General features: G+C 69.5%; 13 protein-coding genes. 9 read left to right on the forward strand and 4 right to left on the reverse strand.

The window, feature by feature from the left end:
* Window positions 1-29 precede the first annotated feature (29 nt).
* Both H8F25_RS15595 and H8F25_RS15600 read right to left on the reverse strand, forming a co-directional pair.
* The gene (locus H8F25_RS15595; protein ID WP_231596900.1) at window positions 30-1,250 is read right to left on the reverse strand and encodes a DNA-processing protein DprA; all 1,221 of its coding nucleotides are present in this window, start codon (window positions 1,248-1,250) and stop codon (window positions 30-32) included.
* Between the two features lie 75 nt (window positions 1,251-1,325).
* The gene (locus H8F25_RS15600) at window positions 1,326-1,802 is read right to left on the reverse strand and encodes an acyl-CoA thioesterase (protein WP_197211189.1); all 477 of its coding nucleotides are present in this window, start codon (window positions 1,800-1,802) and stop codon (window positions 1,326-1,328) included.
* Window positions 1,803-1,874: 72 nt separating this feature from the next.
* Here H8F25_RS15600 and H8F25_RS15605 point away from each other — a divergent pair, with 72 nt between their 5' ends.
* The gene (locus tag H8F25_RS15605) at window positions 1,875-2,723 is read left to right on the forward strand and encodes a universal stress protein (protein ID WP_197211190.1); all 849 of its coding nucleotides are present in this window, start codon (window positions 1,875-1,877) and stop codon (window positions 2,721-2,723) included.
* Between the two features lie 402 nt (window positions 2,724-3,125).
* Here the strand turns inward: H8F25_RS15605 and psbM are convergent, their stop codons facing one another.
* Together psbM and H8F25_RS15615 are read right to left on the reverse strand one after the other, a co-directional pair.
* Complete coding sequence (gene psbM, locus H8F25_RS15610; protein WP_015109223.1) at window positions 3,126-3,233, reverse strand: photosystem II reaction center protein PsbM; 108 nt, start codon at window positions 3,231-3,233, stop codon at window positions 3,126-3,128.
* 354 nt (window positions 3,234-3,587) lie between these two features.
* Entirely contained in the window at window positions 3,588-4,058 is a 471-nt protein-coding gene (locus H8F25_RS15615; RefSeq protein WP_197211191.1) for a 2Fe-2S iron-sulfur cluster-binding protein, read from the reverse strand.
* A 154-nt stretch (window positions 4,059-4,212) separates the two neighbouring features.
* Here H8F25_RS15615 and psbB point away from each other — a divergent pair, with 154 nt between their 5' ends.
* The 8 genes from psbB (at window position 4,213) to H8F25_RS15655 (ending at window position 12,806) form a co-directional block, all read left to right on the forward strand.
* Window positions 4,213-5,772 (forward strand): photosystem II chlorophyll-binding protein CP47, encoded by a 1,560-nt coding sequence (gene psbB / locus H8F25_RS15620; protein WP_197211192.1) that lies wholly within the window; start codon window positions 4,213-4,215, stop codon window positions 5,770-5,772.
* Between the two features lie 33 nt (window positions 5,773-5,805).
* The gene (locus H8F25_RS15625) at window positions 5,806-5,901 is read left to right on the forward strand and encodes a photosystem II reaction center protein T (protein ID WP_197211193.1); all 96 of its coding nucleotides are present in this window, start codon (window positions 5,806-5,808) and stop codon (window positions 5,899-5,901) included.
* Between the two features lie 578 nt (window positions 5,902-6,479).
* Window positions 6,480-6,977, forward strand: a complete 498-nt coding sequence (gene nrdR / locus H8F25_RS15630) for a transcriptional regulator NrdR (protein ID WP_197211194.1) — start codon at window positions 6,480-6,482, stop codon at window positions 6,975-6,977.
* 626 nt (window positions 6,978-7,603) lie between these two features.
* The gene (locus tag H8F25_RS15635) at window positions 7,604-8,656 is read left to right on the forward strand and encodes a 30S ribosomal protein S1 (protein ID WP_197211195.1); all 1,053 of its coding nucleotides are present in this window, start codon (window positions 7,604-7,606) and stop codon (window positions 8,654-8,656) included.
* 12 nt (window positions 8,657-8,668) lie between these two features.
* Window positions 8,669-9,688, forward strand: a complete 1,020-nt coding sequence (locus H8F25_RS15640) for an HAD family hydrolase (RefSeq protein ID WP_197211196.1) — start codon at window positions 8,669-8,671, stop codon at window positions 9,686-9,688.
* 77 nt (window positions 9,689-9,765) lie between these two features.
* Window positions 9,766-11,046, forward strand: a complete 1,281-nt coding sequence (gene metK / locus H8F25_RS15645) for a methionine adenosyltransferase (protein WP_197213976.1) — start codon at window positions 9,766-9,768, stop codon at window positions 11,044-11,046.
* Complete coding sequence (locus H8F25_RS15650; protein WP_197211197.1) at window positions 11,021-12,310, forward strand: FGGY-family carbohydrate kinase; 1,290 nt, start codon at window positions 11,021-11,023, stop codon at window positions 12,308-12,310. The genes metK and H8F25_RS15650 overlap by 26 nt, the downstream gene beginning before the upstream one ends.
* A gap of 223 nt (window positions 12,311-12,533) precedes the next feature.
* Window positions 12,534-12,806, forward strand: coding sequence for a DUF2470 domain-containing protein (locus H8F25_RS15655; RefSeq protein ID WP_197211198.1), 273 nt, complete (start codon window positions 12,534-12,536; stop codon window positions 12,804-12,806).
* Window positions 12,807-12,984: the final 178 nt, after the last annotated feature.

Genomic DNA, 12,984 nt, shown 5'->3' on the forward strand with positions numbered 1-12,984 from the left:
CCCCTAGAGAACCCCAGCCGCTCTCTCACTCAGCAGGGCCGCCAGCGCAGACCGGGCTCCGGCCGCACCAGCCCGGCCAGCTCCAGCTGGAGCAGCGCCGACGAGAGTACCGGCGCCTCCAGGGCGAGCGCCTGACCCAGATCCTCCAGGCCGGCCCCCTCGCCCAGGGCGGCCAGAACCCGGGCGGCGGGGCCACCGGGCTCGAGCGCTGCCGGCGCCGGCGTGGCGCGCCGCCAGCCGCGATCCGTCAGAGGTCCGGGGCCCAGCTGATCGGTGAGATCGCCTGGCTCCAGCAGGGGCGTCGCCCCGCGGGCCAGCAGACGGTTGCTGCCCAGGGCGGTCCGGCGGGCGGCATCACCCGGTACGGCCCAGAGCGGCAGTCCCAGCTGCCAGGCCAGTTCGGCGGAGTGCAGCGCTCCGCTCTCCGGCGGGCACTCCACCACCACCACGGCGGCCGCCAGGGCCACCAACAGCCGGTTGCGACTGGCGAAATGTCCGGGCCGCACGGGCGCGCCCGCGGGCCATTCGCTCACCAGCAGGCCGCGGCGCCCCACCTCGGCCTGCAGCGGCCCGTGATGGCGGGGGTAGACCCGCTGCAGCGGCGTTCCGAGCACGGCCACCGGCGAGCCGCTGCGGGAGAGACAGCCCTGATGGGCCGCTGCATCGATGCCCTCGGCCAGACCGCTCACCACCGGCCAGCCCTGGGCGGCGAGGTGGGCGCCGAGGCGATGGGCCATCAGCAGGCCGTGCTCGGAGGGATGGCGGGTGCCGACCACCGCCACGGCCTGGCGGCGGGCCAGCAGCGGCCAGAGGCTGCCCCGCCCCTGCCAGTGCAGCCACAGCGGTGGCCGCGCCAGGGTCTGCAGAGCCGCCGGCCATCGCCTGTCGCCCGGCAGCAGCAGGCCCCTGCCGCCGCGGCGCAGCCGCCCCAGCCGAGGCAGGGGATCGTCGCCCCAGCGCTCGCGGTAGGCGGCGATGGCCGCCAGGAGCGAGGTCGGCCAGCCGGTGAGATGGGCCAGGGCTTCGGGGGAGGCGGCCCAGGCCCCGGCGAGACCGCCGGGGAGGCGTTCCAGCTGTTGCAGGCGCACCACCCCCACCCCCGGGCAGTCACTCCAGAGCATGCGCCACAGGCGCTGTTGCTGCGTGGGTGCCGGCGGGCGCACGACGACGAGCCGTGGTGGCTTCGGAGGGCTGATGTCCGGCGCAGGCTCCAGCGGCAGTGGGGCTGCAGCGCCAGAAGCAGGCTGCACCGCTGAAGCGGGAGATTCCAGGGAACGCAGCGACGGCCGAGCCACCACACCACCGACGGCAACAGAACAAATGTACTAGGCGCCGTCCCGGCCCGGGCCGCGGACCAGCGCCTCCACCGCCGTCGCCAGGTCGTCAGGCAGGCGGCGCAGCAGGCGGCGCTGATCCGCTCCGGCGGAGAGATCCACGAGCACCAGCTCCACCCGCGCTTCGGCCGCAACCACGCCGGCCGGCCCGATGAAGCGGCTGCGCCAGGGGAGCTTCACACCCTGCCGGGGCAGCACCTCGCTCTGCAGCTCCACCGCATCGCCGTGCAGCAGGGCCTGGCGGTAGTCGATCGCCAGGGACACCACTGGCAGCTCCAGCCCCCGGGCCGACAGATCGCTGTAGGCCAGCCCTGCTGCGGCCAGCGCTTCGACGCGGGCCTCTTCCAGCCAGGCCAGGTAGGCCCCATGCCACATCACGCCGGCATGGTCCGTGTGCTGGGGCAGCACCCGCCGCCGCAGGCTCCAGGGGCGGGGGCCAGGCTCAGACAGGGCGGGAATCGATTGCATCACGGAGTACCGCGGAACGGCGAAGAAGCATGGAGATCGGCCATAGGCTGCGACGCAGACACCCGAGCACCAGTGTTCCGCAATCTTCTCGTCGCCGATTCCGGCAAGGGTCAGGTGGAGGACATGGTCCGCATCCTGCGGGACATCCCCCCCTGCCGGCAGGCGAAGGTGACCCTGCTGCACGTGATCCCCGAGCAGGCCGGCACCGATCTGGAGGAGCACCGTGCCCGTTCCCAGGGGGTGGTGGACGAGGCCCTCTCCCGCATCGGCCTGAGCGGCGCCGAGGCCACCACGCTGGTGCGCCAGGGCGACACCAAGCAGACCGTGCTCAAGGTGGCCGACGAGATCGACGCCGACCTGATCGTGATGGGCTCCCGCGGCCTGGGTCGGCTGCAGTCGATCCTCTCCAACAGCGCCAGCCAGTACGTCTTCCAGCTCTCCACCCGCCCGATGCTGCTGGTGCGGGACGATCTCTACGTCCGGGCGATCAACCGGGTGCTGGTCACGGTGGATGGCACGGGCGTCGGTGATGACGCCATCCGCCTGGCCTGCGAACTGGTGAAGGACATCCCGGGAGGCAGTCTCACCGGCGTGCATGTCAGCCGTCAGGACATCGCCCCTTCGCGCGGCGGCCGCAGTCCCGCCGACGAGGTGCTCGACAAGGCGGTGCAGCGGGCCCGCAGCTTCGGGGTGACGATGCAGCCGCTGCATCGCACCGGCGATGTCGGGCGCGCCGTCTGCACGGTGGTGGAGGAGACCAAGGCCGACCTGGTGGTGATCGCCTCCCAGGACCGTCGCCCGCTGGTGGCCAAGGGGCTGGTCGATCTCGACCGGTTGCTGGGCAGCTCGGTGAGCGACTACATCCGCGTGCATGCCCAGGCGCCGGTGCTGCTGGTGCGCGAGCCGGAGGGTCGCCGCTGACGGGAGGCCAACACAGTCTCCGCGGCCGTCTCCCCGAGGATCGGCCGCTGTTGTGCCGCTCCTTTGAAAGACCTGGATTCACAGTCCAGGGTCCCCGAAGCTCCGTGCGGCTCTGACCCGCTTCGTGGGTTCCCCGGTCAGTCCGTTTTGCCCCTGGAGGCATCCTCTCCGCCTCGATCGTGGTGGATGGACTGGGTCGCAACGCGTTGGCGGGGCAGCCCTGGGCGCAGGGGCTTCGCGCACGGCGATCGCCCATCGGCGCAGCCGATCCGGCTCCGGGAGGAGCCAGGCCCCGATGCTGGACTCGGTGAGAGCGACGCTGCCGCGAATCCGGCATGCCTCGGCGTGCCACAGCGTGGATCAGCCAGAGTTCCGCGCCCTCGGCAGGAAGGCGAGCGGTGTTCAGCCGCCCTGGCGGCTGTTGGTCTGGATGTAGAGGATGATCAGAAAGACAGCCGGAACCAGGACGAACAGGAGGCTGGCAACGAATCCGAGATCGTTGGTTTCCATGGCTGACGGGAAGATCCCGCCGAACGTATCACCGCCCCTCGGGCCCTCCGGCGGCCGCTTCATCGCTCGTTGCGGTTGAGCCTGCAGAGGCTGCGGCCCGCTGGCGGAGAGGCGCCCGCTGCCGGCGCCACCGGCTGGCCGGCCTCGACGCGTCGATGGAGGCACCGAGTTCGAGCGCCAGCGCCGGCCAACCCTCCCGGGCTGAGGCAGGCAGCCAGGCGCAGTGCATCGGCCGGTTGTGGGCCTCCAGCGACGGCACTCGCCCAACGGGGTGAGCGCTGGGCCCGGCCGTCAGAGAAACGGCGCGCCCCGGCGGCGCGTCAACACCCTCAGCGGCACATGCTGGACGGCGGATCAGGACACCTCGTCGGCGTCTTCAGCTGCCGCGGCGCCTTCCATGTCCTCGGCGTCCCCCTCGTCCTCCTCGTCCTCGGTCCTGGGAGGCGTCGGCCAGGCGGTGGGGCCGGGCGGCAGCGGTTCGGCGAGGGCGGCGGCCAGGAGCCGCTCCCGATCGGCGAGCCCCACCTGGGGCCGGGTCAGCACCACCAGCGACTGCTGCACCAGGGCCTGGCAGGCGAGACGCCAGGTCTGGGGGCGGCCCCGCAGCTTGCGCTCCTCCACCGCCGTGCGCGGAGACAGGGCCAGATCAGCAGCTCCCTCCACGTCGACGAAGCAGGTGATGCATTGACCACAGCCGCCGCAGTTGCCGAGCTTTCCCTTCAGGCCGTAGAGCTCGATGCCCTCGCGCAGGGCCACCTCGCGCAGGTTCTCGCCTGGGTAGCACTCCACCTCGCGGCCTTCGCGCATGAAACGGATCACAGGCATGGCGGATCACCGGCGGCAGCCTTCATTCTGAGACTGTCGGGTGCGGCGGCGGTTGCGGTCCGTTACCTGCTCCCCGTGCGGCCATCCGCACCCTCTACCATCGCCGAACGGATCGGCCTGGCCGATCGCCAACCCAACCCAGATCTGACCCCCCATGGGATTGCCCTGGTACAGGGTGCACACGGTCGTCATCAACGACCCGGGCCGACTGCTCGCCGTGCACCTCATGCACACCGCCCTGGTCGCCGGCTGGGCCGGCTCCATGGCGCTCTACGAGCTCGCCATCTTCGATCCCTCCGACCCGGTCCTCAACCCCATGTGGCGGCAGGGGATGTTCGTGATGCCGTTCATGGCCCGTCTGGGCGTGACCGGCAGCTGGGGTGGCTGGAGCATCACCGGCGAAACCGGCGTCGACCCCGGTTTCTGGAGCTTCGAAGGTGTGGCCGCCGCCCACATCATCTTCAGCGGATTGCTGTTCCTGGCCGCCATCTGGCACTGGACCTACTGGGATCTCGAGATCTGGCAGGACCCCCGCACCGGTGAACCGGCGCTCGACCTGCCCAAGATCTTCGGCATTCACCTGCTGCTGGCAGGCCTCGGCTGCTTCGGTTTCGGGGCGTTCCACCTCACCGGCGTCTTCGGCCCGGGCATGTGGGTGAGTGACGCCTATGGCCTGGGAGGCCACATCGAAGCGGTGCAGCCCGCCTGGGGACCTGAGGGCTTCAACCCCTTCAACCCGGGCGGCATCGTGGCCCACCACATCGCCGCCGGCATCGTCGGCATCATCGCCGGCATCTTCCACATCACCACCCGTCCGCCGGAGCGCCTCTACAAGGCTCTCCGCATGGGCAACATCGAAACGGTGCTGGCCAGTGCCATAGCTGCCGTCTTCTTTGCTGCCTTCATCGTGGCCGGCACCATGTGGTATGGCGCCGCCGCCACCCCGATCGAGCTGTTCGGCCCCACCCGCTATCAGTGGGATCAGGGCTACTTCAAGACCGAGATCAACCGCCGTGTTCAAACGGCGATCGACAACGGTGCCAGCAAGGAGCAGGCCTGGGCGTCGATCCCCGAGAAGCTTGCCTTCTATGACTACGTCGGCAACAGCCCAGCCAAGGGTGGTCTCTTCCGCGTCGGCCCGATGGTCAACGGTGATGGCCTGCCCACCACCTGGCTCGGTCACATCAGCTTCACCGACAAGCAGGGCAACGAGCTCGAGGTGCGCCGCCTGCCCAACTTCTTCGAGAACTTCCCTGTCGTCCTCGAGGATCAGAGTGGCGTCGTCCGCGCTGACATTCCCTTCCGTCGCGCCGAAGCCAAGTATTCGTTCGAGCAGCAGGGCGTCACGGCCACTGTCTATGGCGGTGCCCTCGCCGGTCAGTCGTTCACCGATCCGGCCGATGTGAAGCGCCTGGCCCGCAAGGCCCAGCTCGGAGAGGCCTTCGAGTTCGATCGCGAGACCTACCACTCCGACGGCACCTTCCGCAGCTCGCCCCGCGGCTGGTTCACCTTCGGCCATGCCTGCTTCGCGCTGCTCTTCTTCTTCGGGCACATCTGGCACGGCGCCCGCACCCTCTACCGCGATGTGTTCGCCGGTATCGACCCCGATCTCGGCGAACAGGTGGAGTTCGGTCTGTTCCAGAAGCTCGGCGACAAGTCGACCCGCCGCCTGCCCGAGGGATACGTTCCTCCGGCCGGCTCCACCCTCGGCTGATCTCAGCCGTCACTCCTCACCTGACGATCCGCCATGGAGAGCTTCGCCTACATCCTCATCCTTGCCCTGGCTCTGTCCACTCTCTTCTTCGCCATCGCCTTCCGCGATCCCCCGAAGATCGGCAAGTGAATCCCGGTTCATCCCGGTCCAGGCCCCCGCGATAGCGGGGGTTTTTTCTTGGCGGGCCATCCGGCTGCAGAGGTCTGCCCGGGTGGGCACCGGCAGAACCAGCGCCGCCTGCCCCATCCGGGATGTTCCGGATCCTTCGCGGGAGCGACAGCCGCAGATGCGCGGACCGGGGCTGACGGGCTGGTCCACCTCACGCCACGAGCAGAGTTCTTCCGCTTCAGAACTGACCAGGCACGTCGGGTGTGGCAGACCTGAGCGGTCGCGAAGGCCCGCGGTGCCGAGCGTGATCGCCGATCCAACAGGCCGAAGAGCCTGAAACCCCTCTCCAGAGCGGCAGCCAAGAGCGGAGAAATGAGCGAGCGATGTGGCGAATCCGTTGCGCTCCAGCCGATCCCAGCCTGGCTGTCGTGCCTCGGTCGTTGCAGTTCGACGCCAGATCTGTGCAGGGCAACATCAGCGGCTGAAGAGGAAGTGAACCCCAGATCACTTCAAGCGTGCGATTCAGATGCCTCTGCCCCTTTCCCTTGTGCCGTGGACTGTCTACACTTGCAACACACGGAAACGGAGCGACTCCGGGCATGCAATGCCCCTCCTGCCAGCACACCGACAGCCGGGTGCTCGAATCACGGGCCGCCGACGGAGGTCGCAGTGTGCGCCGACGCCGTGAGTGCCTCAACTGCGATTTCCGTTTCACCACCTATGAACGGGTGGAAACCGTTCCGATCACTGTGATCAAACGGCTTGGCGGTCGCGAAACCTTCAATCGCTCCAAGCTGCTGCATGGTCTGCTGCGTGCCTGTGAGAAGACGGGTCTTGAACCCGCCCAGCTCGAGATGGTCGTCGACGACATCGAGCTGCTGCTGCAGCAGCGCAGCAGCCGCGAGGTAAGCAGCAACGAGATCGGAGAACTGGTGCTGCAGCGTCTGCGTGACATGAGCGAGGTGGCCTACGTGCGTTTCGCCTCCGTCTATCGCCAGTTCCAGAGCGTCAGCGATTTCGTTGCCACACTGGAGGGCCTCAACGAGCGCCGCTCCGCCCCGCACAAGGGGCAGGACAAACTCCTGGCCGTGGGCTGAGGGTCAGCTCTCGACCTGCCCGGGGGCCTGCCTTCCGACACTGCATCAGGGCGTTCCGGAACTCTGCCGGCGGGAATGGCCTGACATGGATGACGAAGCCAGGCAGCCGGAGTCAGATGCACCGCCTGGGCACGTGAGGCCGGACGCTGCCGAGATCTCCCAGGCCGATCCCAAGGGCTGCCCGCCTGCCACGTCATGGGGCCGGGACCGGCATCTCCGCCAGGAGCGGGGGCCGGTGGCAAATGGCGTCGGCCAGCCGGCGGCAGGTGACGGGCCGAATCCCGTCAGCCAGCGCCTGCGCGCTGCGGGCGGCCAGGCTGGGACCCTCTGTCTGCGCCCGCTCAGGACGGGAGAGTCCCATAACGGCAGCCCGCCGCAAGCATGGGGGGACCTGATGGTGGTGGTGTGACAGGCCGCCATCCCCCCAGTTCCGAGGGAGCCGGTGTCGTTCCTGGATCGACTCCGCCCGCAAGAGGCCTGGCGTGACGCTGCAGGCTGCAACGGCTCGATGCCGAGAGGAAGGTGGCGCAGGGGTCGCTTGCTAAGTTTCAGGATTGCATCAGCACTGCAGGCGGCAGGCCGATGCTCTCCCTTCGCACTGCCCGCGGGCAGACCGCCCCCCTTCCATGACCCTGACCCCTTCGTCCGAGCGCGAGGCCCTGAGCGCAGCCGATCTCAGCAATGAAGAGGCCGGCCTCGATCCGGCACTGCTTGAGGATGTGCCCAGCGCGGACGACTCCAGCAGCAGGGTCGTCAGCCGCGATGGCGATGGCGTCGGCTTCACGCTCGATGAGTTCGCCGCTCTGCTGAGCAAGTACGACTACAACTTCAAGCCCGGCGACGTGGTCAACGGCACCGTGTTCGCCCTCGAATCGAAGGGCGCCATGATCGACATCGGCGCCAAGACGGCTGCCTTCATGCCTCTGCAGGAGGTGTCGATCAACCGGGTGGAGCATCTCTCCGACGTGCTCGAGCCCGGTGAGGTGCGCGAGTTCTTCATCCTCAGCGAGGAGAACGAAGACGGTCAGCTCACCCTCTCGATCCGCCGCATTGAGTACATGCGCGCCTGGGAGCGGGTGCGCCAGCTGCAGAAGGAGGACGCCACCATCTACAGCGAGGTGTTCGCCACCAACCGCGGTGGTGCTCTGGTGCGGGTGGAAGGCCTGCGCGGCTTCATCCCCGGCAGCCACATCAGCACCCGCAAGGCCAAGGAAGAGCTGGTCGCCGACTTCCTGCCGCTCAAGTTCCTGGAGGTGGACGAGGAGCGGAACCGCCTCGTGCTCAGCCATCGCCGCGCCCTGGTGGAGCGCAAGATGAACCGCCTGGAGGTGGGCGAGGTGGTGCTCGGCACCGTCCGCGGCATCAAGCCCTATGGCGCCTTCATCGACATCGGCGGTGTCAGCGGCCTGCTGCACATCTCCGAGATCAGCCATGAGCACATCGAGACGCCGCACACCGTGCTGAACGTCAACGATCAGATGAAGGTGATGATCATCGATCTCGACGCCGAGCGCGGCCGCATCTCCCTGTCCACCAAGGCCCTCGAGCCCGAGCCGGGCGACATGCTCAGCGATCCCCAGAAGGTGTTCGACCGGGCCGAGGAGATGGCCGCCCGCTACAAGCAGATGCTGCTTGAGCAGGCCGAAGACGGTGAACCGATGGGTGTCAGCCTCGACTGAGGCAACCCAGTGATGCTACGGCTGTTGCTGCGCGGCACTGTTCTGGGTGAGGTGAAGGCGGTGCTGTTCGACAAGGATGGCACCCTCAGCATCAGCGAGCCCCAGCTGATCACCCTGGCCGAGGCCAGGGTTTTTCTTTGTCTGGAGCGGGTCGAGGCCGGCCTCCGGGAGGAACTGCGACCGCTGCTGATGCGTGCCTATGGGCTGCGCGAGCGGGCGTCTGGCACCGGCGCTGGTGAGGCAGCCGGTGCGGTGGATCGTGTCATCTGTCCCGCGGGCATCACCGCAGTGGCCAGCCGCGACCACAACCTGATCGCCACCGCCACCGCCCTCGTGCAGGTGGGCCTCGGCTGGCCGGAGGCGCTCAGCCTCAGTGAGGAGGTGTTCGCCGCCGCCGACCGGGCCGATGCCCGTCGCGCTTCAGCGCGCCCATCCATCAGCGCTTCAGCGCGCCCAGTCAACGAGCGGCTTGGGGAGGCAGGTGAGCCATCCAGCGCCAACGCGTCCAAGGCGTACGCCGAGGGCACGGTTGATGAGGCCGCAGCATCGCCCATGGCCAGCGGCGGGGATGCGGCCGCGCAGGCCATGGCTGCCGGCGCCGCGACCCATCTCGACAGTGCTGGCCGGCCGGCCGTTGGCACCAGCCGCATCACCGAGGGCCTGCGGGAGTGGCTGGAGCAACTGCGTGCCGCCTCGGTGCTGTGCGCCGTGATCAGCAACGACGACGTCGCTGGCATCGAGCACTTTCTGGCCAGCCATGGCCTGGAGTCGCACTTCACGGCGATCTGGAGCGCCGAGCACCGGCCGCGCAAACCCGACCCTGCGGCGGTGCATGGCCTTTGCGCCGAACTGGGCCTGGCGGCGGCCGACTGCGCCCTGATCGGCGATGCCAACAGCGACCTGCGTATGGCGGTGGCCGCCGGCATCCCCCACCAGCTGGCCCTGGGCTACACCGCTGCCTGGAGCACGCCGCCGCCACTGGCCGAACCGCACCCGCGCGTGCATCACTGGAGCGAGCTCAGCCTGGCCTGAGCGGCGTGGCGCCGCTGACATCGGCGCGAGATGCCGCCGAATAAGGTATTAGGCCTTCCGTGTCCACCCCGTCCGGCATGAGCAGCCCCTCCGGGTCCACCTCCCGTCACGTCTTCACCTCTGAATCGGTCACCGAGGGCCATCCCGACAAGATCTGTGACCAGGTGAGCGATGCGGTGCTCGATGCTCTGCTGAGCCAGGATCCGGCCAGCCGCGTGGCCTGTGAGACGGTCGTCAACACCGGCCTGTGCCTGATCACCGGTGAGGTCACCACCAACGCCAAGGTGGATTACATCTCGCTCGTGCGCGGTGTGATCGAGCGCATCGGCTACAGCGGTGCCCGCGCCGGGGGCTTCGATGCCCACAGCTGTGCCGTGCTGGTGGCCCTCGATCAGCAGTCCCCGGACATCGCCATGGGCGTCGACGAGGCCGACGATCACGACGGCGATCCGCTCGACCGCATCGGTGCCGGCGACCAGGGGATCATGTTCGGCTACGCCTGCGATGAAACGCCGGAGCTGATGCCCCTGCCGATCAGCCTGGCTCACCGCCTGGCCCGCCGCCTCGCCGAGGTGCGCCACAACGGCACGCTCGGCTACCTGTTGCCGGACGGCAAGACGCAGGTGAGCGTCGTCTACGAGAACGAGCAGCCGGTGGCGATCGACACGATCCTGATCTCCACCCAGCACACCGCCGAGATCGATGGGGTGAGCGAGGAGAACGCCCTGCGCGAACGCATCAAACGCGACCTGTGGAGCCACGTGGTGGAGCCCGCCACCAGCGACCTCACTCTCAAGCCGAGTCAGGAGAGCACGCGCTTCCTGGTCAACCCCACCGGCAAGTTCGTGGTCGGTGGTCCCCAGGGCGACGCCGGCCTCACCGGCCGCAAGATCATCGTCGACACCTATGGCGGCTATGCCCGCCACGGCGGCGGCGCCTTCTCCGGCAAGGACCCCACCAAGGTGGATCGCTCCGCCGCCTACGCCGCCCGCTTTGTGGCCAAGGCGCTGGTGGCCGCCGGGCTGGCCCGCCGCGCCGAGGTGCAGCTGAGCTACGCCATAGGCATGGCGCGCCCCACCAGCATCCTGGTGGAGAGCTTCGGCACCGGCGCGATCAGCAACGCCGATCTCACCGCCCTGGTGCAGGAGCACTTCGACCTGCGGCCTGGCGCCATCATCAACAACTTCGGCCTGCGCGATCTGCCTCAGCAGCGCGGCGGCCGCTTCTACCAGGATGTGGCTGCCTACGGCCACTTCGGCCGCTCCGATCTGAATCTGCCCTGGGAGGAGGTGGGCGCCATCGCTGAAACCCTGCGTCAGGCCACCGCCGATCGTGTCGCCGCTGGCGCTGGGGCTTGATCTCGGCAGCAGTGGCCTGCGGCTCGCCCTGGCGGAGACCACTCCCGCGGGCGAGCTGCGGCTGCTGAGCGAGGAGAGCGCCCCCTATCCGCGCCCCTTCGCCGATCCACACGGTTGGCGAGAGGGGTTGACGCTGTTGGTGGCACGGCTGGATCCCGCCCTGCGGGCACGGGTGGGATCCATCGCCATCGCCGGCACCTCCGGCACCCTGCTGGGCTGCCGCCCCGATGGCACCGTACTGCCCGGCGAGCCGGGCCTGGCCCTCCCCTATCACCTCAGCTGCCCGGAGCAGGCGGAGGAGGCGCTGCGGATCTGCGGCGACCCTGGCAGCCCCGCTGCCAGTGCCAGTGGCAGCCTGGCCCGCGCCCTGCGGCTCATCGCCGCTGCCGAGCCGCCCTTCCTGCTGCGCCATCAGGCGGACTGGCTGATGGGCTGGCTGCTGGGCGACATGCGCTGGGGCGAGGAGGGCAACAATCTGCGTCTGGGCTGGGATCTGCAGCGCCAGACCTGGGGCGGCACGATCGCGCAGCAACCCTGGGCGGCGGCACTGCCTGAGATCCGCCCCAGCGGCGCCGTTGTCGGTCGTCTTCACCCCGAGGTGGCGGCGAGCCTCGCGCTGCCCGCAGGCTGCCGGGTGGTGGCCGGCAGCACCGATGCCAACGCCGGCGTGCTGGCCACAGGTGCCCGGGAGGGCGACGGGATCACCGTGCTGGGCACGACGCTGGTGCTCAAGCAGTTCGTGGACAAGCCGATCCAGGCCCCCGGCGTCAGCTGTCACAGGGTGGATGGGCGCTGGCTGCTGGGCGGTGCCTCCAACGCCGGCGCCGGCATCCTGCGTCGTTTCTTCGACGATGCTCAGATCGCTGAACTCAGCCGCCAGATCGATCCGCGCCGCCCCAGCGGCCTCGATCTGCTGCCGCTGCCGGCCCGCGGCGAGCGCTTCCCGGTCGATGATCCGCTGCTGGAGCCGCGCCTGGAGCCGCGCCCCGTCAGCGATGCCCTGTATCTCCAGGCCCTGCTGGAGGGGCTCACCGAGCTGGAGCGGCAGGGATGGCAGCGCCTGCGCGGGCTGGGAGCGCCGCCGCTGCAGCGGGTGCTCACCCTGGGCGGCGGCGCCCGCAATCCCCAGTGGCGGCTGCTGCGTCAGCGGGCCCTCGGGGTGCCGGTGCTGCAGCGGCCGGGCCTGTCGGCCGCCCTGGGCATGGCGCGGCTGGCTCTGCGCAGCGCAGGCAGGATGGAGGCCCCTGCACCCGCGGACGCATGAACTCAAGGCTGGGCTCGATCCTGTCGATGGCGCTGTTCGTGGTGCTGGCGGGCTATGTCGGCTTCAGCGCCGTGCGGCTGGGTCTGATCCTGTGGCAGCGGTTCGGGGCCGCCTGAGCCCTTGGCCTGCCGTCGCCGACTCCCCTGCAACCGGCTGGATGCCAGCGGCGACGCCTCCGGCCGCCGGCCCCCAGAATCGGCCGACCGTCGCCTGAACCACGCCCATGGCCGCCGACCCTCTCACCCCCGCTGTCAGCGACCGCATCTGCCGGCACATGAACGACGACCACGCCGACGCGGTCGTGGCCTACGCCCGTCACTACGGCGGCATTGCGACTGCCGAATCGGTACGCATGCTCGCGGTGGCTCCTGAGGCGATGCGCCTGGAGGTGGATGGCGCGGTGGTCGAGATTCCGTTCGATCGCACCCTCACCGACAGCGAGGACGCCCACCGCACCCTGGTGGCGATGCTGCGGTCGCTGCCTGGGAAGGCTTGAAGCAGATCGCCTGCCCCCGGGGCAGCTTCCCGTCTGCTCTCCAGTCTGTTGCAGCGCGGCCTGGCGGTGCTGTGGCCACCGGGCCAGACCCCTGTGCAGCACCCTGCCGGCATGGCCGCGCCGAGCGGTCAGGGCTCCGCGGGCTGTGTATGGCGACCCGCGGCCGATCGGCCGGCAG

Source organism: Synechococcus sp. CBW1004 (assembly GCF_015840715.1).
Taxonomy (GTDB): Bacteria; Cyanobacteriota; Cyanobacteriia; order PCC-6307; family Cyanobiaceae; genus Cyanobium.